At 63.4% G+C, this 17,910-nt stretch carries 20 protein-coding genes; 11 read left to right on the forward strand and 9 right to left on the reverse strand.

Translation table 11 applies throughout. From position 1 onward, the window contains the following. Positions 1–12: 12 nt before the first annotated feature. Positions 13–1,059: a patatin-like phospholipase family protein gene (locus tag ACYU03_RS09345; RefSeq protein ID WP_461890007.1), complete on the reverse strand. Its 1,047-nt coding sequence runs from the start codon at positions 1,057–1,059 to the stop codon at positions 13–15. Between the two features lie 153 nt (positions 1,060–1,212). Between ACYU03_RS09345 and ACYU03_RS09350 the strand changes: the two genes are divergently transcribed. The 3 genes from ACYU03_RS09350 (at position 1,213) to ACYU03_RS09360 (ending at position 3,155) form a co-directional block, all read left to right on the forward strand. Next, the gene (locus ACYU03_RS09350; protein ID WP_461890009.1) at positions 1,213–1,491 is read left to right on the forward strand and encodes a hypothetical protein; all 279 of its coding nucleotides are present in this window, start codon (positions 1,213–1,215) and stop codon (positions 1,489–1,491) included. 14 nt (positions 1,492–1,505) lie between these two features. After that, positions 1,506–2,273, forward strand: a complete 768-nt coding sequence (locus tag ACYU03_RS09355) for a CHAD domain-containing protein (RefSeq protein ID WP_461890011.1) — start codon at positions 1,506–1,508, stop codon at positions 2,271–2,273. 84 nt (positions 2,274–2,357) lie between these two features. After that, positions 2,358–3,155, forward strand: coding sequence for an acyl-CoA thioesterase (locus ACYU03_RS09360; RefSeq protein WP_461890013.1), 798 nt, complete (start codon positions 2,358–2,360; stop codon positions 3,153–3,155). Here ACYU03_RS09360 and ACYU03_RS09365 read toward each other — a convergent pair. The 3 genes from ACYU03_RS09365 to ACYU03_RS09375 all read right to left on the reverse strand — a co-directional run bounded on the left by ACYU03_RS09365 (position 3,152) and on the right by ACYU03_RS09375 (position 5,968). Continuing rightward, entirely contained in the window at positions 3,152–3,520 is a 369-nt protein-coding gene (locus ACYU03_RS09365) for an Mpo1-like protein (protein WP_461890015.1), read from the reverse strand. The genes ACYU03_RS09360 and ACYU03_RS09365 overlap by 4 nt on opposite strands. 75 nt (positions 3,521–3,595) lie before the next feature. Further along, complete coding sequence (locus ACYU03_RS09370) at positions 3,596–5,074, reverse strand: methyl-accepting chemotaxis protein (RefSeq protein WP_461890017.1); 1,479 nt, start codon at positions 5,072–5,074, stop codon at positions 3,596–3,598. An 87-nt stretch (positions 5,075–5,161) separates the two neighbouring features. After that, a complete protein-coding gene (locus ACYU03_RS09375) occupies positions 5,162–5,968 on the reverse strand; it encodes a TatD family hydrolase (protein WP_461890019.1) in 807 nt (268 codons plus the stop codon). Between the two features lie 120 nt (positions 5,969–6,088). On the opposite strand from ACYU03_RS09375, the gene ACYU03_RS09380 reads away from it, so the two are divergent. The 3 genes from ACYU03_RS09380 to greB all read left to right on the forward strand — a co-directional run bounded on the left by ACYU03_RS09380 (position 6,089) and on the right by greB (position 8,612). Further along, a complete protein-coding gene (locus ACYU03_RS09380) occupies positions 6,089–7,534 on the forward strand; it encodes an MltF family protein (RefSeq protein ID WP_461890021.1) in 1,446 nt (481 codons plus the stop codon). Positions 7,535–7,743: 209 nt separating this feature from the next. Then, on the forward strand, positions 7,744–8,052 hold the full coding sequence (locus ACYU03_RS09385; protein WP_461890023.1) for a hypothetical protein: 309 nt from the start codon (positions 7,744–7,746) through the stop codon (positions 8,050–8,052). An 86-nt stretch (positions 8,053–8,138) separates the two neighbouring features. After that, positions 8,139–8,612: a transcription elongation factor GreB gene (greB, locus tag ACYU03_RS09390; RefSeq protein ID WP_461890025.1), complete on the forward strand. Its 474-nt coding sequence runs from the start codon at positions 8,139–8,141 to the stop codon at positions 8,610–8,612. 58 nt (positions 8,613–8,670) lie between these two features. Here greB and ACYU03_RS09395 read toward each other — a convergent pair whose 3' ends face one another. Continuing rightward, positions 8,671–11,178: an ABC transporter permease gene (locus ACYU03_RS09395; RefSeq protein ID WP_461890027.1), complete on the reverse strand. Its 2,508-nt coding sequence runs from the start codon at positions 11,176–11,178 to the stop codon at positions 8,671–8,673. Next, complete coding sequence (locus tag ACYU03_RS09400; RefSeq protein WP_461890029.1) at positions 11,178–11,861, reverse strand: ABC transporter ATP-binding protein; 684 nt, start codon at positions 11,859–11,861, stop codon at positions 11,178–11,180. The genes ACYU03_RS09395 and ACYU03_RS09400 overlap by 1 nt, the downstream gene beginning before the upstream one ends. A 10-nt stretch (positions 11,862–11,871) precedes the next feature. On the opposite strand from ACYU03_RS09400, the gene ACYU03_RS09405 reads away from it, so the two are divergent. The 3 genes from ACYU03_RS09405 (at position 11,872) to ACYU03_RS09415 (ending at position 13,904) form a co-directional block, all read left to right on the forward strand. Next, positions 11,872–12,477: an arylesterase gene (locus ACYU03_RS09405; RefSeq protein ID WP_461890031.1), complete on the forward strand. Its 606-nt coding sequence runs from the start codon at positions 11,872–11,874 to the stop codon at positions 12,475–12,477. A gap of 56 nt (positions 12,478–12,533) precedes the next feature. Next, positions 12,534–12,815 (forward strand): hypothetical protein, encoded by a 282-nt coding sequence (locus ACYU03_RS09410; protein ID WP_461890033.1) that lies wholly within the window; start codon positions 12,534–12,536, stop codon positions 12,813–12,815. Positions 12,816–12,926: 111 nt separating this feature from the next. Next, entirely contained in the window at positions 12,927–13,904 is a 978-nt protein-coding gene (locus ACYU03_RS09415) for a L,D-transpeptidase family protein (protein WP_461890035.1), read from the forward strand. Positions 13,905–14,030: 126 nt separating this feature from the next. Here ACYU03_RS09415 and oprI read toward each other — a convergent pair whose 3' ends face one another. Then, positions 14,031–14,282: an outer membrane lipoprotei OprI gene (gene oprI, locus ACYU03_RS09420; protein ID WP_003259780.1), complete on the reverse strand. Its 252-nt coding sequence runs from the start codon at positions 14,280–14,282 to the stop codon at positions 14,031–14,033. Between the two features lie 499 nt (positions 14,283–14,781). Between oprI and ACYU03_RS09425 the strand changes: the two genes are divergently transcribed. Next, a complete protein-coding gene (locus ACYU03_RS09425; protein ID WP_461890038.1) occupies positions 14,782–15,063 on the forward strand; it encodes a GNAT family N-acetyltransferase in 282 nt (93 codons plus the stop codon). Between the two features lie 86 nt (positions 15,064–15,149). Here the strand turns inward: ACYU03_RS09425 and ACYU03_RS09430 are convergent, their stop codons facing one another. Continuing rightward, positions 15,150–16,226, reverse strand: a complete 1,077-nt coding sequence (locus ACYU03_RS09430) for a 3-deoxy-7-phosphoheptulonate synthase (RefSeq protein ID WP_461890040.1) — start codon at positions 16,224–16,226, stop codon at positions 15,150–15,152. Between the two features lie 163 nt (positions 16,227–16,389). Further along, positions 16,390–16,821, reverse strand: a complete 432-nt coding sequence (locus tag ACYU03_RS09435; protein ID WP_461890042.1) for a PilZ domain-containing protein — start codon at positions 16,819–16,821, stop codon at positions 16,390–16,392. A 118-nt stretch (positions 16,822–16,939) separates the two neighbouring features. On the opposite strand from ACYU03_RS09435, the gene ACYU03_RS09440 reads away from it, so the two are divergent. Continuing rightward, the gene (locus ACYU03_RS09440; protein WP_461890044.1) at positions 16,940–17,887 is read left to right on the forward strand and encodes a putative 2-dehydropantoate 2-reductase; all 948 of its coding nucleotides are present in this window, start codon (positions 16,940–16,942) and stop codon (positions 17,885–17,887) included. Positions 17,888–17,910: the final 23 nt, after the last annotated feature.

The following is a 17,910-nucleotide window of genomic DNA, read 5'->3' on the forward strand; positions in this document are numbered from 1 at the left end:
TCGTTTCTGCGCTCAGCGTCGTTCGTTCTCGTAGTTGTCCAGCGTGTCGCGGGCGATTTCCCGACCCAGGGCGATCAGTTCCGGCGCTTTGTAGAATTCGAAGAACCGGCACACACGCTTGGGCACGTTGATCAGTACATCCGGTGGATAGCCGGCGATCTTGTACTGCGCCAGGGACGTTTGCATCACCTCGAAGCTCTGGTTGATAAGGTCGAGCAAGGAGGCGGGGCCGACGTTGTCGATGATGAACGAGCCGGTAGCCGACTTGGGGGCGCCGTCGCTTTCCGGAGCGGCGGCGGGTTGCTGGGCTTCCGGGTCGGCCGTTTCGTTGAGCCAGGGGTTGGCGGTGGGAGGTTGCAAGGCCTCTGCGGCCATTTCCTGCTCCAGGCGGATCAGTTGCTCGGCCGGTTTGCGCCGAAAGGGCAGGCGTGACCCCAGCGAGCTGATCAGGCTGTCGAAGCGCATCTTGAAGGCCGCTGGGCGTTCGATGACCGGCAACTGGTATTGCTTCTGGTTGGTGGCGTTAAGGTTGACCGCGATGATCAGGTCGCAATGGCTGGACACTACGGGAATGATTGGCAGGGGGTTGAGGATGCCGCCGTCGACCAGCATGCGGTTGCCTTGCACGACCGGGGTAAACAGGCTGGGTATCGCTGCCGAGGCCCGCATGGCCTGATGCAGGCAACCCTCCTGGAACCAGATCTCCTGCTGGTTGGTGAGGTCGGCGGCCACGGCGGTGTAGGGTATGCGCAGGTCCTCGATGTTGACCTCGCCAACGATCTTGCGGATCTGCCCGAAGACCTTTTCGCCACGGATTGCGCCGAGGCGAAAGCTGACATCCACCAAGCGCAGTACATCAAGGTAGTCCAGGCTTTCGATCCAGCGGCGGTATTCGTCGAGTTTGCCCGCAGCATAGATGCCCCCGATCACTGCACCCATGGAGCAGCCTGCCACGCAGGCGATCTCGTAGCCACGGCGCTCGATTTCCTCGATCACCCCGATGTGCGCATAGCCCCGCGCACCTCCCGAGCCCAGAACCAGTGCCACGCGTTTACTCATGATGCCTCCCCGCAAGGGTCTATTGGTCTAACAATGCACCCATTCGTATCCGTGCTTCAATCGCCTTGCGCGCTGGGCTACGCTGAGCAGGGCACTTTCCGCCTGGATTGCCGTCGAACAGCCACCAAGATTCCCACCTTTGAGGTATTAGTAATGAAAGCCTGGATCTGCCTTCCCCTGATCGCCCTGGCTCTTGCTGGCTGTGCGGGCAAGACGGCCTACCGTGACAGCTGTGCCAACCAGCTGGATGCGGCGTGGAAGGAACTTGACCTGGCCAAGGCCGAAGGTTTTGCCGGTACCGTCAGTTATTCCAAGGCGCTGTCGCTGTTGACCGGCGCCAAGACCCAGCAGCAGTTCGAGGCCTTTGAAGGCTGCACCAACAAGTCTGAGAAGGCGCGCTTCTACATCCGTGAATCCCGCGCCGGGCGCTGACCGAGGAGAATCCCATGTCCGCCATGCTCGACCATGTGGTGATCCAGGTGCTGGCCCTGCAGGTACGCCTGCTGGCCTGCCAAGAGCGTCTTGCCGCTAATACCGACAGCGAGGCCTTGCATGATTTGCGTACCACCCTGAGGCGCCTGCGCAGCCTGTTGCGGCCATTGCGCGACCTGCCCGGCGTCGATCAGTTGGAGGATGCCGCAAGGTCCCTGGGTACCCTGACCACCCCATTGCGTGACCGTGAGGTGCTGGCGGCGGAGTTGCTTGCGCGGGGCCAGAGCGAGGCTGGGCAGGGGCGTTTGGTGGGGAGGGCGCAGACCTTCGCCGGTGTTGCGGCGAGCGCGCAGCTCAAGCGCGTTTTGGTGATCATCGACGCCTTTCCGCTGTTTCTGCGTGCTTCGCAGCGTGAGGGGCTGGCTCGCCGCTTGGGCAAGCGCATCGACAAGCGTTTGTGTAAACAATGGCGGAAGCTTGAAAAGGCGCTTGAAGACCCGGCCCATGACCGCCACCGCTTGCGGTTACTGATCAAGCGGGTGCGTTATGGTGATGCGGTGTATCCGCAACTGGATCATGCGGGCAAGAAGGTGCAGCGCCTGCTCAAGCGGGCACAGGGCGATTTGGGTGATTGGCACGACCGTTTGCAATGGCTGTTGCAGGCTGAGCAGCAAGCCGACCTGGCGCCTTGCGTGGCAGCCTGGAAGGAAGAATTGCATGAGGCCGAGCAGAAGGCTGATGCCACCCTGGAGCGTTTGCAGGCTGCCTTGGTGCGCCGATAACCTCTTGAAATGGCCATTATGCGGGCTGCCGATCCATGGCTTGCTGGTTAAGATCGGACTTTTCCTGCAAGGGACGAGGTGGCTATGAACTTTACACAGTTGCTGGCAGCGGTGCGCATGCAGCCCGAGGCTGTCAGCGTGCCTGCCAGTTGGGCCCAGGGCCGTGCCAGCTTCGGTGGCCTGATGGCCGCTTTGCTATTCGAAGCCATGCGCGGCAAGGTGCATGACGCCCGTCCGGTACGCTCCCTGGCAATCACTTTCGTTGGCCCGGCCGAGCCGGAAGTCCCGATCAGCTTCGAGATTGAAGTGCTGCGGGAAGGCAAGGCGGTCAGCTCGCTGCAGGGGCGGGCGGTGCAGGGCGGCCAGGTGGTCACCCTGATGCAAGGCAGTTTTGGCGCAGGCCGCGAGTCCAGCGTCGAGGTGCCCGCCTTGCCACCGACGTTGATGAAACCGCTGGAGCAGGCCACGCCTGAGCTTCCCTACATCAAGGGGGTGACCCCCGAGTTCATTCGCCATGTAGCGTTGCGCTGGGCTATCGGTGGCTTGCCCTTCACCCAGGATACGTCGCGGCAGATGGGTGGTTGGGTGCGTTTGCGCGAGGTGGACGAAGAACCTCTCAGCGAAGCTCACTTGCTCGTGTTGGTGGATGCCTGGCCGTTGACCCTGTTGTCGCATCTGAAGCAACCGGCGGCTGGCAGTACCCTGACTTGGACCATCGAGTTCGTTCAGCCGATGCCTCGGCTGTCGACCTTGGAATGGTGCCAGTACTGTGCCGAAACCGAGCATGCCCGCGATGGTTATGGGCATGCGTCAGCCGCCCTGTGGACGGCCGAAGGAGCGCTGCTGGCGCTGAGCCGGCAGACGGTGACAGTGTTCGCCTAGCGCCGATGCTTGTGGCGCTCGCGCCAGGCGCGCCACCAGGCGCCGCTGAGGACGAAGCGCGGAAAGGTGATGAACTGCTCGGTGAGCAGCCGTTTCACGGCATCCTTGCGGTTGGCGAAAGGCTCCGGTTGTTCAGCTTCAAGGCGATGACCCTGGCGCTGTAGGCCAAGGCTGGCGATCAGGGAAATGATGCCGACCGCGATTTGCCCCAGGTCCAGGCCGAACAGCCCGGACAGCACCAGCAGCACGCCGAGGATGAACAGCGGAACGGCGATCAGATGCAGTACCAGATTGGTCGGATGGCGGTGATTTTGCGGGTAGCCGCGCCATTGCCAGGCGGCCAGGTTGGGCAGGCGTTTGCTCATGGGCATTTCCTCTGGGTCATGCCAAAAGCTTAGTTTGGCCCCCGGAAGGGGGCCAATCGATGCTGCCTATAGTATTTATAGCTTGAGCTGACCAATGGCCTTGTTCAGCTCACCGGCCAGGGTCGCTAGCTCGCTGCTGGTGGTGGCCGAGCCTACGGTCTGCTGCACGGTTTCCTCGGTGACATCGCGGATGCTCACCACTGCCCGGTTCATTTCCTCGGCCACCTGGCTCTGCTGTTCGGCCGCCACGGCGATCTGCGTGTTGCTTTCGCGCATCTGCGCCACTGCGCTGGTGATTTCCGCCAGGGCATCACCCGCTTCCCGGGCTTGCCTGACACAATCATCGGCCTTGTACGAGCTCTCTTGCATGAACTCCACGGCGTCGCGGGTCCCGGACTGCAGTGCGGCGACCATGGTAGTGATCTCGTCGGTGGACGCCTGCACGCGCTTGGCCAAGTTGCGCACTTCATCAGCGACCACGGCGAAGCCGCGGCCTAGGTCACCAGCGCGGGCGGCCTCGATGGCGGCGTTCAGTGCCAGCAGGTTGGTCTGCTCGGCGATGCTGTGGATGACCCCGACCACACCATTGATCTTGTGGCTGTCATCGGCCAATTGGCGAATCATCTCGGCGGTCTGCTGGACGCCACTGGACAGGCCGGCAATGGAGTCCTGCACCCGGCTGACCACGGCCTGCCCGCTGCCGGCCAAGTTGTCTGCGGTCTGCGACAAGTCACGGGTAGCTCCCGCGTGCTGGGCGATATGGTAAACGGTGGCAGACATCTCGTTGATCGCGGTGGCAGCCTGATCGGTTTCGCTCTGTTGGCCGAGCATGCCGTGGCGCACTTCGTCCATGCTCGCGGCCAGGCGGGCGGCACCGGAGTCCAGTTGCGCGGCGGTGCGTGCCACGGTGTTGACCACGCGGTGATAGGTGGCTTGCATGGCATTGAAGGCGCTGGCCATCTGGCCCACCTCGTCGCCGCAGGCCAAAGGTACGCGCGCCGAGAGATCGCCGGTCTTTTCGACGTGCAGCATCACGTCCTTGAGTGTGTTGAGTTGGCTAAGCAGAAAGCGGATCAGTAACTGCGAGGCACCGAGCATGGCGAGCATGAGGATCATCACGCACACGGCATAACGGCTGAAACGGTCGGTGAAGACTTCAAGCAGGCTGGGCGATTGGGCGAGTACCGCCAACCGCTGCTCGCCCTGGCGGATCACCTGGGCACCGTGCAGAGGGTTCTCACCCATCAGCCAGGCACCGGGCAGGTCTACCCAGCCCTGGCCATCACGCAGGGTATCGAGGGGGACGCCGGCATAGGTCGGCGTCTGGCCGTCTTGCCAACTCAGGAGAGGGATGCCGTTGGGCAGGGGTTGCCCGGCTGGCCAGGCGGCCAGAAGTTGGGCTTGGGCCTGGGCCTGGAAGCGCGAGGCCTCGACCCGGGCCTGCTGTTCCAGGTATACGGCGTAGAGCACGAGGAGGAGGGTTGTGACGAAGGCCACCGCATTGACGGCCCAGAACTTGTACTTCAGGGAAATATTGCTAATCCAGGCACCCATGGTAGGTCTTCTCTGAGTTGAGCGGATACATTGTTGGCAAGGTGCCATCATTGTGTCCGGCCTGGAAATCTCAGGTCTTGATATGCGTCAAGAAACCTCAGGCAGATGAAAGAAGGCGCGTGCGCAGGCGGTGGTGTGGGCGGCTGTTCGTTCCGGCGTTTCCCTGCGGTGCAATGCCACCTCCCGCAAGACCTCGGGAAGGTAGGCCGGTTCGTTGCGCCCGTTCTTCGGTCGGGGGCGCAGGCTGCGCGGCAGCAAGTAGGGGGCATCGCTTTCCAGCATCAGGCGGCCGGCTGGAATGTTGCCGACCAGCGGCTGCAGGTGCGTGCCGCGGCGCTCGTCGCAGATCCAGCCGGTGATGCCGATATGCAGGTCCAGATCCAGGTAGGCGAACAGCGCCTCGCGCTCACCGGTGAAGCAATGCACTACGGCAGCGGGCAGTTGGTCGCGGTAGTCCTTCAAGATCGCCAGTAGGCGCGTGCTGGCGTCGCGCTCGTGAAGGAATACCGGCATCTGCAGTTCGACGGCAAGCGCCAGTTGTTCTTCCAGGGCTTTCTCCTGCTGCGGGCGTGGGGAGAAATCGCGATTGAAGTCCAGGCCGCATTCACCGACGGCCTTGACCCGGGAATGCTCCAGCAGATGGCGAAGCTGACGGCTGCTGTCGCCAGTCCAGGTGCTGGCATCGTGCGGGTGCACGCCTGCGGTGCTGAACAAATTCTGCGCGGGTTCGTCCAGGCGTTGACAGAGTTCCAGTGCCTGCTCGCTGCCCTTGAGGCTGGTGCCGGTGAGCAGCATCTGCACCACGCCTGCGGCGGCGGCACGCTCGACGATTGCCTGGTGCTGGTCGTTGAAGCTGGCGTTGGTCAGGTTGACGCCGATGTCGATGAGTTGCATGGTGTTACCTCGTGCCGCGGGCCGGCCAGCATAGCAAAACCTGGGGATTTTCAAAAAAACCAAGAACTTCAATCTGTTGTCGCGGTCTTTTGCGGTCAACTGTCATGGACTGACCCGATCATGATGCCAACCCTCATCCCGCACATAGCTTCTCGCACGCTGCAACTGTTGCTGGCATTCGTGCTAGGCGTGGGGGGGCTGGTGTCCACGCCGGCCGAGGCGAGCCTGCCTGGCCCGCAACTGAACGTGCCGAGCAGCCAGACCCGCGACCTGGCGCAGATCCGCAGCAGCAAGGTCCTGCGTGTGCTGGTCAACCAGAGCCGCAACAGCTCTGGCGAGGTCAAGGGTGAGCCGGTGGGTATCGAGTACCACCGGCTGCGTGCCTTGGAGCGTTACCTGAACGCCGGTGTCCCTGAGGGTCAGCAGATCCGTGTAAAAGTCATTCCCCGAGGCAAGGCGCAACTGCTCGGCGCTTTGCAGCGTGGCGAGGGCGATCTGGCCGCGCCGGGAGAGTTGCTTGAACCCCGTTCTATCCGTGGCCTCAGCGCCAGCGCTCCCGTTCTCGACAAGGTGGCGCTAGTGCTGGTAGGGCGCAAGGGCGAACGCAACTTCGGCCGGGTGGAGCAGCTTTCCGGGCGTACCATTGCCCTGCCTAGCGCCAGTGCCGCAGGTGCTGCCCTGAATGAAATCAACCAGAGGCTGGCCTTGCGCAAGCTGGCGCCGATCAAGGTGGAATGGGTGGACCCGAGCCTGGCTGTCGAGGATGTGCTGGAGCTGGTCCAGGCTGGCATCTATCACCTGACCGTGGTCGAGCGACCGATCGCCCAGCGTTGGGCCCGGGTGATGCCGCGCCTGCGCCTGAACAACCGCTTGCGGCTTACCCAGCCCGACGCCATGCGCTGGTATGTGCGGCGTGATGCGACCCTATTGCTGGCCACCGTCGACCGATTCCTGCTGGGCTACCATGCGCCGAAAAACCAGGATGCTGCCTTCGAGCGTATCTACCGGAACCACTATAAGGTGTACAACCCTTTGGCCCGCCGCGAGCGCAAGCGCCTGGAGTCGCTGCGCCCAGTACTGCAGAAACATGCCGCGGCCCAACAGATGGATTGGCTCAACCTGGCCGCGCTGGCCTTCAAGGAGTCAACGCTCAACCCGGCGGCACGCGGGGCCGGAGGCGCCCATGGACTGATGCAGATCACGCCGGCGGCAGCGCAGCGGGTAGGGGTGAGCGATACCGCCAATGTCGATGGCAATGTCCAGGCCGGCGCTCGTTACCTGGCATTGATCCGGCGCAAGTTTTTCGCCAGCCCACAGCTCAACGAGCGTGAGCGTATGGCTTTCATCCTGGCGGCCTACAATGTTGGGCCGGAACGGGTCCAGGCCATGCGTGCCGAAGCGCGGCGGCGTGGTTTGAATGGCAACCAATGGTTCTTCCAGACCGAACGCATCGCCATGGAGCGGGTTGGCATGGGGCCGGTCAATTTCGTCAACAGCGTCAACAAGTACTTCCTGGCATTCAACCGCGAGCGGGCATCGCTGGAGCGGGTGGCCGGGCGCAAATGAATCGATCGCGGTTTTTTACAGGTACGCGCGCGGACGATGTTGACAGTGTGCCCGCAGCTTCTCTAGGATGCTGCCTTGCGCCGATTTAAACAGCTACTTGCGGGGCGCGCGAGACGCCTCGACGGCTTATCCGAATACCGCTAAAGCGCTGGTTCGGTGACGCCTCCCACCGCTGCCCAGCGGGATTTGCGAGGCGGAGAATGCACTCCATGAGTTGTCCACGTACCAGTGTCTGTCTAAGCCCCCTGCCTGCCAGCCAGGCTTCCCGCACGCCGCGCATTCTGCTCGGTGGTCAGCACCAGCCTACCTTGTTGCGCCACCTCGATGGTTGGCAACGGCGCAAGGGCCAGGCCAGGGCCTTCCTCGTCCAGTTCATTGAGAACTCTGCCAGCCTTGGCCAATATGCCAATGACCGCTTCGACCTGGCGGTGATCCAGTCGCCTTCCGTTCAGGACGCTGCCGAGGTGATTGGCCAACTGACCCGAGTGGCGCGCCAAGGGCTGATCACCCGTCGCTGAACGGCCCAATCTCCGGGATGGGTCAGGGGCATTCTTCGGTAAGCTTGCGCGCTTGAACACCGAGACTGCAGTGAGGAGACGGCAGGTTGAGCACCAACATCATCACCACGGAAGGCCACGAGGCCTTGAAGAAGGAACTCGACTACCTGTGGCGTGAAAAGCGTCCGGACGTCACTCGGAAGGTGACTTGGGCAGCATCGCTTGGGGATCGCAGCGAGAACGCCGATTACCAGTACAACAAGAAGCTGCTGCGCGAGATCGATCGTCGGGTCCGCTACTTGCGCAAGCGTCTGGAAGATGTGCGGGTAGTGCACTACGCCCCCGAACAGGAGGGGCGGGTGTTCTTCGGGGCCTGGGTGGAGATCGAGAACGAGGCCGGCGAGACCCGCACCTTCAGGATCGTGGGGCATGACGAAATCTATGGGCGCAACGACTACATTTCCATCGACTCGCCGATGGCGCGTGCCCTGCTGAAGAAGGAAGAAGGGGATGAAGCCGTGGTGCAGACGCCTACCGGCGAGTGCCTGTGGTGGATCAACCGGATCACCTACAACACTTAGGGGGCTGCTGGCCTTGCATTCCCGGTCGCGTTGCAGGTGATCCGCCCTCGCTGTTTCCTCAGCCCTCGCGCAACACTGTCAGCGGACTGGTGTTGAGCGCTCGCCGCGTTCCGTAGACGCCGGCTCCACCCACCAGCACCGCGCCCACCACTGGCAGCACCAGCAACCAGGGGTGTGGGTTCCAGTGCAGATCGAAGGCATAGCGGTACAGCGTCAGGGTGATCAGCTCGCAGCCCAGGGCAGCCAGCAGGCCGCTGGCCGCGCCGAGCAGCCCGAACTCGATACGCCGAGCTTTGACCAGCAGCGCTCGTCCTGCCCCCAGGGCGCGCAGCAGAGCGCCTTGGCGGATACGTTCGTCCAGAGTCGCTTGCAGCCCGGCGAACAGCACTGCCAGACCCGCCGCGAGCACGAACAACAGCACGTACTCCACCGCCAGCGTGACCTGGGCCAGGATGCTGCGCAGTTGGGCCAGTAGGGCATCGACTTGGAGGATGGTCACCGCCGGGAAGGCTCGCGACAACGCCACCACCTCCTGGTCGTGCCCTGGCGCCAGGTAGAAGCTTGTCAGGTAAGTGGTCGGCAGGCCTTGCAGGGTCCCGGGTTGGAAGATCATGTAGAAGTTCGGCTGGAAGCTGTCCCAGTGCACCGTGCGCAGGCTGCTGACCCGCGCCTGGCGCTCCTGGCCGCCGATGTCGAAGGTCAGGGTGTCGCCCAGGTTCAGCTTGAGGCTCTCGGCCAGTTCGGCTTCCACGGAGACGCCGGGCATTTCATCTGCGGGCGGCACGGCCTGCCACCAGTTGCCGGCGCTCAGGGCGTTGCCCTGGGGCAGTTCGGCGGCCCAGGTCAGGCTCAGGTCGCGTTGCACGGCACGGTCGCCGGTGGACTCCTTGCTGACCAGCTGCCGCACCGGTTGGTCGTTGATATGGGTCAGCCGGCCGGGAATCACCGGGTACAGCGGCGCCGAGGTGGCATGGACCTCGCTCAGGCGTTGAGTGAAGGTCGCGCGGTCGTCGGGCAGGATGTTCAGGGCGAAGTGGTTCGGTGCGTCCTTAGGCAGTTGGTCCTGCCAGGTATCGAGTAACTCGGCGCGGAGCAGGGCGACCAGGGCCATGGCCAGCAGGATCAGGCCGAAGGCAAGGGCCTGGCCGGCAGCGGCCAGCGGATGGCGCAGCAACTGGCCGAGCCCCAGGCGCCAGGCCAAGGGGGCATCCACCAGGAGTTTGCGCAGGCTGCGCAAGCCGAGCAGGAGCAGGCCGCCCAGCAGCAATGCCGCGACCAGACCGCCGCCGAGTAGGGCAAAAGTCAGCAAAAGGTCGAGGCTCAAGCGCCACATGATCAGGCCCAGGGCGAGTAGGGCGGCACCGTACACCAGCCAACTGCTTGGGGGGACCGGCAGCAGATCGCGGCGCAGCACGCGCAACGGCGGAACGCGCCCAAGGGCGGCCAGCGGCGGTAGGGCGAATCCGGCGAGGGCCACAAGGCCGGTGCCGATACCGGCCAATGCCGGTGCGATGCCGCCCGGCGGCACTTGGCTCGGCATCAGGCCCTGTAGCAGCTTGAACAGGCCCAGTTGTGCCAGCCAGCCAAGCATGGCACCGGCCAGGGCGGCCACTGCGCCGAGCATCGCCAGTTGCAGGCAGAACAACCCCAGGGCTTCTCGCCGCGACAGGCCTAGGCAACGCAGCAGGGCGCTGGCGTCGAGGCGGCGGGTGGCGTAGCGGCTGGCCGATAGGGCCACCGCCACGCCGGCTAGCAGCACCGCCACCAGGCTGGCCATGTTCAGGTAGCGCTCGGCCTTGCCCAGGGCTCCGCCGACCTGGCGGTTACCGTCGCGGGTGTCGAGCAGGCGCTGGTTAGCCGACAGTTCCTTGCTGATGGCCTGGCGATACTGCGCCACTACTTCGCTGTCACCGCGCCAGAGGTCCCGGTAGGTGACCCGGCTGCCTGGCTGGACCACGCCGGTGGCATCCAGGTCGCTCAGGTTGATCAACACGCGCGGTGTAAGGCTGTAGAAGTTGCCGGCGCGGTCGGGTTCGTACGTCAGCACCCGGCTCATGCGCAGGGGCTTCATGCCGACATCGATGCTGTCGCCGATCTTCAGGCCCAGGGCAGCCAGTAAGCGGGGTTCTACCCAGGCCTCGCCGGACGCGGGGCCGCCGCCGGGCGTCTCGCTGGCGTAGGGGGCGGCAGCGCTGCGCAGTTGTCCGCGCAGGGGATAGGCGCTGTCCGCGGCCTTGATGCTCGAGAGCTGGATGCCCGAGTCGGTGGCCACCACGCTGGAGAATTCCACGACCCGCGCATGGCGCAGGCCGAGGGCGGTGCCGGCGCTGATCTGTTCGTCACGGGCCGCCGAGCTGCCTTGCAGCACCAGGTCGGCGCCAAGGAACTCGCTGGCGCGCAACTGCATGGCGCCGTTGAGGCGGGCACCGAAATAGCCGATGGCAGTGCTGGCCGCGACCGCCACCAACAGGGCGAAGAACAGCACGCGCAGTTCGCTGGCGCGGGTGTCGCGCAGCAACTGGCGCACGGCCAGGCTGCACAGGCGGGTAAACGGCAGGCGCGTCATCAGGGCTCCAGGGGGGCGACCAGGCGGCCGGCGTCCAGTCGGATCTGGCGGTGGCAGCGGTGGGCGAGGCGTTCGTCATGGGTGACCAATACCAGGGTAGTGCCACGTTCCTTGTTCAGTTCGAACAGCAGGTCGCTGATGCGTTCGCCGGTGTGGCTGTCGAGGTTGCCGGTCGGCTCGTCGGCGAACAGCACCGCCGGTTGTGCGGCAAATGCACGGGCGATGGCCACGCGCTGTTGTTCGCCGCCGGAAAGCTGACGTGGCGAGTGGCTCAGGCGTTGGCCGAGGCCGACCCGTTCGAGCAGGCTGCGGGCATGCTCGCGGGCGTCGCGGCGGCCGTCGAGCTCCAGGGGCAGCATGACGTTCTCCAGAGCATTCAGGCTGTCGAGCAGTTGGAACGACTGGAACACGAAACCCACGTGCTCGGCACGTACCCGGGCGCGTTGGTCTTCATCCAGTGGGCCGAGGTCGTGGCCGGCGAGGGTGACGCTGCCGGCGCTGGGCCGGTCGAGCCCGGCAAGCAGGCCGAGCAGGGTCGACTTACCGGAGCCAGAGGCCCCGACGATGGCCAGGCTGTCACCTTGGTCCAGGGAGAGGGAAAGCGAATGGAGGATGGTGAGGTCGCCTTCCGCGCTGGGGACCACTTTGCTAAGGTTCTGCGCAACGAGAATGCTGGGGCTCATGGAGAATCCGATGCGAGTGTGGTGGTTGAGTGCCGGTCTGGCCTTGTATTGCCTGGCCCAGAGCGCGGCGGCGGGTACGTTGCTGATTGTTGGCGATAGTATCAGCGCCGGTTTTGGCCTGGATACCCGCCAGGGGTGGGTATCCCTGCTGGAGCAGCGCCTGCGCGACGAGGGTTTCGCTGACAAGGTGGTCAATGCCTCGATCAGTGGCGACACCAGCGCGGGAGGCTTGGCGCGCCTGCCTGCGCTGCTTGCAGAGCACAAGCCGGCGCTGGTGGTGCTCGAGTTGGGTGGCAACGATGGCCTGCGCGGGCAGCCGCCCCAGCAATTGCAACAAAATCTTGCGTCGATGATCGACCGCTCACGGGAAGCCGGTGCCAAGGTGGTGTTGCTGGGAATGCGCCTGCCGCCCAACTACGGGGTGCGCTACACCACGGCGTTCGCCCAGGTCTATGAAAACCTGGCGAAGGAAAAACAGGTGGCGTTGGTGCCCTTCTTCCTGGAGGGCGTGGGCGGGGTTGAGCAGATGATGCAGGCTGATGGCGTCCATCCGGCCCAGGGTGCCCAGGGGCACTTGCTGGAAAATGCCTGGCCGGCGATAAAACCCTTGCTGTGACGCTTTTATCGGGGCCGGCTTTCGGCTAATGTGGCGCCCCCGATTTGGAGCCCCCGATGCCGCGTCCCGCCTGGTCCCTGTATGCCTATCAACTGATCGAGCCCGATGAGCAGCTCGACCTGTTCGCTTGCCAGGAAAGCCGCGTCCACCTGGTGGCCCGCCAGCTGGAACTGGGCGGTGCCGCCGACCGCACCCTCTGTGGCAGCCTGCTGCCGGCGCAGCCCCGTTGGTCGGTGGTGGAGCGCACGGTCTATCGCGACGGCCGCCTGTGCTCGCTGTGCCGGGCCATTCTCGACGCCCAGCGGCGTGGCACCCGTCCGGTGTGGCCGGAACTCTGAACGCCTTTCATCATCTGAAATGCTTGCACGGGTCCTATGTCTCCCGCTTGGCGTGGGCCGGGTGTACAATCGTTTGTCTTGACCTACCTGAACTTGCGAAGGATCTCCCGGATGTTGTCGCGTTTTCCCGCCGTCACCCGTTGCCTGTCCCTGGCCGCCCTGCTAGCGGCAGGCCCCGCCACTGCGCTGGAATTCCCCCTGCCGCCGCCCGGTGAAGACATCATTGGCCAGGTCCAGGTGATCAAGGCCAAGTACGAAGACACCTTCGCCGACATCGGCACGGCCAATGACCTTGGCTACCTGGAGATGATCGCCGCCAACCCGGGCGTCGACCCTTGGCTGCCTGGTGCCGGCACTGAGATCATCCTGCCGACCCGCTTCATCCTGCCGCCAGGTCCGCGCGAGGGCATCGTCATCAACCTGGCCGAGTACCGCATGTACTACTTCCCGAAAGGGCAGGATGTCGTGCATACCTACCCGCTGGGTATTGGCCGTGAGGGCTGGGGATCGCCGATCGCCAATACGAAGATCACCGCCAAGACCCCCAATCCGACCTGGACACCGCCAGCTTCGATCCGCGCCGAGCATGCTGCCGACGGCGACATCCTGCCAGCGGTGGTGCCGGCAGGCCCGGACAACCCACTGGGGCCGTTCAAGTTCACCCTGGGCCTACCGGGTTACCTGATCCATGGTTCGAACAAGAAGTTCGGCATCGGCATGCGTACCAGCCACGGCTGCTTCCGCATGCTGAACAACAACGTGCTGGAACTCTCCAAGATGGTGCCGGTGGGTACGCCGGTGCGGATCATCAATGAGCCCTACAAGTTCGGCATCAGTGCTGGCAAGGTCTACCTCGAGGCCCACACTCCGCTGGACGACCATGGCGACCCGTCGGTGGTGGACAAACACACCGCCGTCATCAACGCACTGCTCAAGCGCGAGGACCTGACCAACAACCTACGCATGAACTGGGACATGGTGCGTGATGTGGTGGCCGCCGAAGATGGGTTGCCCGTCGAAATTGCCGTTCCGACGAATGCCGGAGGCTCAGCCCCGATGGTTTCGAGTATTCCACCCGAACTGCAGTAACCCATGTTGTTTGTAACCGGGGCCTGCCTTAGTGCAGGCCTCGTCGCTTCTGTAGTGCGCTTTGTTCGCGGCAATAAAAAAGCCGACCCACTAGTGGGTCGGCTCCATAACAATCCGTGAGGATTATTACTTGCGGCTGGCTTTGTCCAGCATACGCAGAGCGCGCTCGTTGGCTTCGTCAGCAGTCTGCTGAGCCTTCTGAGCGGCAGCCAGAGCGTCGTCAGCCTTGCGATAGGCTTCATCAGCACGAGCTTGTGCACGAGCTGCTGCGTCTTCGGTAGCAGTCAGGCGAGCTTCGGTTTCTTTGGATACGCTGCTGCAACCGGTAGCCAGGACGGCGGCCAGAGCCAGAGCAGAGAATTTCAGAACGTTGTTCATCGTGTTCCCCTTCAAGGACTTTCTATTAAATAGCCATCTCTCGGGAAAGAGAAACTGGCCGGCGTACATAGTACCCATTACTTGTAGTAAGTAAACTGACTGAGCGCAAGAACTGCAAAAAAAATGTCGCTGCAGCGGGAGTATGACGGGGTTTGTATCAAAACACTGAAACGCCAGCCGGGATTCGCAAGCGATTGTAGGAAGAGTACTTTTTGTTGAACTAAAGGTGACTTTTAGTGTCTGCTGGCGTCTTAAGCCCTACAACATCCGGCAACTGGTTGTGGCGTTGCCCTGAGGGTGGAGGTTAGTGGCATTTCGGCATTTTTTGCAAGCTGCCACCTTGAGCAATCCCTCTTCAGGCGCCTACTATTCCTAGGTGCCCGAAGACGGAGAACGATTCGGTTCATCATTGTGTCCAAGGGGCATGAGGTGGCGTAGAGGTTCCTCCGTCGGATAAACAAAGGTAAAGGTCTCCAGACGAGGCCTGCGAGGAGAAGTGATGAGCGAAGCGCTGACCATCCACCATGACCGGGAAAGTCATCAGTTCGAGACCAATGTGGACGGTCACCGTGCCTACCTGACCTACATGGACCTGGGCAAGCAGACTCTGGATATCTATCGCACGTTCGTGCCCAACGCGCTGCGTGGTCGTGGCATTGCCGCGGCCCTGACCGAAAAGGCCCTGGAGTACGCTGAGGAGATGGGGTACACGGTCATCCCGTCTTGCTCTTACGTCGAGCGCTATATGGAGCGCCAGCAGCGTCAGTCGAGCAAGGCCTGAACTGCGCGTGGCAGTGCATTGCCACTGCCACGCATCGCCACAAACGAAAACGCCGGGCAATTGCCCGGCGTTTTCGTTTGTGGTCCTCAGCCCCGCTTGCGTTGTGGCAGCACGTCCTTGAGCTTGGCGCGCATGCTGCGCAGGGTCTTCTCGGTGGCAGCCCAGTCGATGCAGGCGTCGGTGATGGATACACCGTACTGCAGTTCGTTCAGGTCTTTCGGAATGGCTTGGCAGCCCCAGTTCAGATGACTTTCGACCATCAGGCCGATGATCGACTGGTTGCCTTCGAGGATCTGGTTGGCGACGTTCTCCATGACTAGCGGCTGCAGGGCCGGGTCCTTGTTGGAGTTGGCGTGGCTGCAGTCGACCATGATGTTCGGTTTGATCTTCGCCTTGGCCAGGGCCTGTTCGCACAGGGCGACGCTGACCGAGTCATAGTTCGGCTTGCCGTTGCCGCCGCGTAGCACCACGTGGCCGTAGGCGTTGCCCTTCGTGGTGACGATCGACACGCCACCTTCCTGGTTGATGCCCAGGAAGCGGTGAGGACTGGAAACCGACTGCAGGGCATTGATCGCCACGGTCAGGCCGCCATCGGTGCCGTTCTTGAAACCCACTGCCGAGGACAGGCCCGAGGCCATTTCGCGATGGGTCTGGGATTCGGTGGTGCGGGCGCCGATCGCCGACCAGCTGATCAGGTCCTGCAGATACTGCGGGGAGATGGGGTCGAGTGCCTCGGTGGCGGTCGGCAGGCCCATCTCGGCCAGGTCCAGCAGCAGCTGGCGGCCGATGTGCAGACCGTCCTGGATTTTGAAGGAGTCGTCCAGGTAAGGGTCGTTGATCAGGCCTTTCCAGCCGACCGTGGTGCGTGGCTTCTCGAAGTACACGCGCATCACCAGGTACAGGGTGTCTGACACTTCGGCGGCCAGCGCCTTCAGGCGCTCGGCATATTCATGGGCAGCCTTGAGGTCATGGATCGAGCAAGGGCCGACCACGACGAACAGGCGATGATCCTTGCCGTCGAGGATATTGCGCACCACTTCGCGGCCGGCAGTCACGGTCTGCAGGGCCTTGGCGCTGAGGGGGATTTCCTTCTTGAGCTGATCAGGGGTGATCAAGGTCTCGTTGGAGGCAACGTTAAGGTCATCGATCGGTAAATCAGCCATCGTGTTACTCGTCAGGTCACGGGTGCCGGCCGCCAGCGTTCCCCGTGCGGCCCAGCAGCAAGAATGTACGCAGCGGGGAGCCGAACCTTAGCGCGTTACACCGGGGCTCGACAATGGGCAAACCCCCGGTGGGACGGGGTTTTTGCCATTGGGGCAGGGTTTTTCAGGGGCGTGGGGCTTCCAGGCTGGCCTCGGAAAACTCTCCAGCATGCAGATTGATCCACTCTTGGGCCAGTGCCTGGGCCTCGGGATCGCCGAGGTCGGCTTGATCATGCAGCAGGCAGAAATGCTGGATCTGGCAGACCTGCTCGCCCATTCGGGCGCCGAACAGGGCCTGTGCGTCGATGAACGCCACCCCGACCCGATAGCCGTCGGCCTGCTTCTGGCACCAGGCGATATAGCCGGGGTAGCGGGCGTCGGCGCCCAGGGATGGAATCAGCATCTCCACTGCCATGCCGCGTCGGTAGGCGCGTGGGTGGTTGCACGCGATACCGCCCAGGCTCAACGTATGCAGGTGCTGGCGAAAAAGGCTGGGCGATTGGCGCAGGGCCAATTCGACCGGGACGTCATCCGGGTGTGGCAGGAATCCGCACATCATCGACTCCGTGTCGATTATTTGACCTTCTTTGCCCCAGTATAGTGAAGGATCGTAAACCGGCTGATTTACGTGTAAAAAAACCGGACGAAAAAATGTCCGTTCCAGGGAGTGCAGCATGGATTCACGCAATGTGCGCATCGGCATCATAGGTACAGGTGCCATTGGTGGTTTCTACGGGGTGATGCTGGCGCGTGCCGGCTTTGACGTCCATTTCTTACTGCGCAGCGAGTTCGACGTCGTGCGCGAGCATGGGTTGCTGGTGGAAAGCGCGGTCCATGGCCGGTTGCAGATGAAGGTGCAGGCTTACGCCGATGCCGTCGACATGCCGCCTTGCGACTGGCTGCTGGTTGGCGCCAAGGCCACCAGCAATGGCCAACTGGCCCCCCTGATTAACCAGACGGCCGAGTCTGGCGCAAAGGTCGTCCTGTTGCAGAATGGCCTGGGCGTCGAAGAGCAGCTGCGCCCTTTGCTGCGTCCCGACCTGCACTTGCTGGGCGGCCTGTGCTTCATCTGCGTCAATCGCCAGGCGCCGGGGCTCATCCGTCACCAGGCGCTGGGGGCGGTCAACCTTGGTTATCACAGTGGCCCGGATGAGGGGGGGGCGGCGGCGATCGTCGAGCAGGGGGCCAACCTGTTCCGTGCGGCGGGCGTCGACTCCCAGGCCATGGGCAACCTGGGCCAGGCCCGTTGGCAGAAGTTGGTCTGGAACGTGCCGTACAACGGCCTTTCGGTGCTGCTCCAGGCCAGCACTACGCCGCTGATGGCCGACCCTGCCAGCCGCAGTCTGATCCAGGCGTTGATGGCCGAAGTGGTGCAAGGCGCCCGGGCGTGTGGGCATGAGTTGCCTGAAGGTTACGCCGAACACCTGTTCCGGGTTACCGAGCAGATGCCCGACTATTGGCCCAGCATGTACCACGACCACGCCCAGCAGCGGCCGCTGGAACTGGAAGCCATCTATGCCGAACCTCTGGACCGGGCGCGCAAGGCCGGCTGCAGCCTGCCTCGAATGGAGGCGCTTTACCAGGCCCTGGCTTTCCTCGACCGGCGCAACCTGGGGGCTTGAACTGGCCTGGCGGCACGCTGCGG

Source organism: Pseudomonas sp. X10 (genome assembly GCF_054889225.1).

What these genes read in the sequence shown, in the direction of transcription:
- ACYU03_RS09345 (WP_461890007.1), bottom strand. Translation starts at nt 1,059, where the DNA reads ATGAGTAAACGCGTGGCACTGGTTCTGGGCTCGGGAGGTGCGCGGGGC.
- ACYU03_RS09350 (WP_461890009.1), top strand. Translation starts at nt 1,213, where the DNA reads ATGAAAGCCTGGATCTGCCTTCCCCTGATCGCCCTGGCTCTTGCTGGC.
- ACYU03_RS09355 (WP_461890011.1), top strand. Translation starts at nt 1,506, where the DNA reads ATGTCCGCCATGCTCGACCATGTGGTGATCCAGGTGCTGGCCCTGCAG.
- ACYU03_RS09360 (WP_461890013.1), top strand. Translation starts at nt 2,358, where the DNA reads ATGAACTTTACACAGTTGCTGGCAGCGGTGCGCATGCAGCCCGAGGCT.
- ACYU03_RS09365 (WP_461890015.1), bottom strand. Translation starts at nt 3,520, where the DNA reads ATGAGCAAACGCCTGCCCAACCTGGCCGCCTGGCAATGGCGCGGCTAC.
- ACYU03_RS09370 (WP_461890017.1), bottom strand. Translation starts at nt 5,074, where the DNA reads ATGGGTGCCTGGATTAGCAATATTTCCCTGAAGTACAAGTTCTGGGCC.
- ACYU03_RS09375 (WP_461890019.1), bottom strand. Translation starts at nt 5,968, where the DNA reads ATGCAACTCATCGACATCGGCGTCAACCTGACCAACGCCAGCTTCAAC.
- ACYU03_RS09380 (WP_461890021.1), top strand. Translation starts at nt 6,089, where the DNA reads ATGATGCCAACCCTCATCCCGCACATAGCTTCTCGCACGCTGCAACTG.
- ACYU03_RS09385 (WP_461890023.1), top strand. Translation starts at nt 7,744, where the DNA reads ATGAGTTGTCCACGTACCAGTGTCTGTCTAAGCCCCCTGCCTGCCAGC.
- ACYU03_RS09395 (WP_461890027.1), bottom strand. Translation starts at nt 11,178, where the DNA reads ATGACGCGCCTGCCGTTTACCCGCCTGTGCAGCCTGGCCGTGCGCCAG.
- ACYU03_RS09400 (WP_461890029.1), bottom strand. Translation starts at nt 11,861, where the DNA reads ATGAGCCCCAGCATTCTCGTTGCGCAGAACCTTAGCAAAGTGGTCCCC.
- ACYU03_RS09405 (WP_461890031.1), top strand. Translation starts at nt 11,872, where the DNA reads ATGCGAGTGTGGTGGTTGAGTGCCGGTCTGGCCTTGTATTGCCTGGCC.
- ACYU03_RS09410 (WP_461890033.1), top strand. Translation starts at nt 12,534, where the DNA reads ATGCCGCGTCCCGCCTGGTCCCTGTATGCCTATCAACTGATCGAGCCC.
- ACYU03_RS09415 (WP_461890035.1), top strand. Translation starts at nt 12,927, where the DNA reads ATGTTGTCGCGTTTTCCCGCCGTCACCCGTTGCCTGTCCCTGGCCGCC.
- oprI (WP_003259780.1), bottom strand. Translation starts at nt 14,282, where the DNA reads ATGAACAACGTTCTGAAATTCTCTGCTCTGGCTCTGGCCGCCGTCCTG.
- ACYU03_RS09425 (WP_461890038.1), top strand. Translation starts at nt 14,782, where the DNA reads ATGAGCGAAGCGCTGACCATCCACCATGACCGGGAAAGTCATCAGTTC.
- ACYU03_RS09430 (WP_461890040.1), bottom strand. Translation starts at nt 16,226, where the DNA reads ATGGCTGATTTACCGATCGATGACCTTAACGTTGCCTCCAACGAGACC.
- ACYU03_RS09435 (WP_461890042.1), bottom strand. Translation starts at nt 16,821, where the DNA reads ATGTGCGGATTCCTGCCACACCCGGATGACGTCCCGGTCGAATTGGCC.
- ACYU03_RS09440 (WP_461890044.1), top strand. Translation starts at nt 16,940, where the DNA reads ATGGATTCACGCAATGTGCGCATCGGCATCATAGGTACAGGTGCCATT.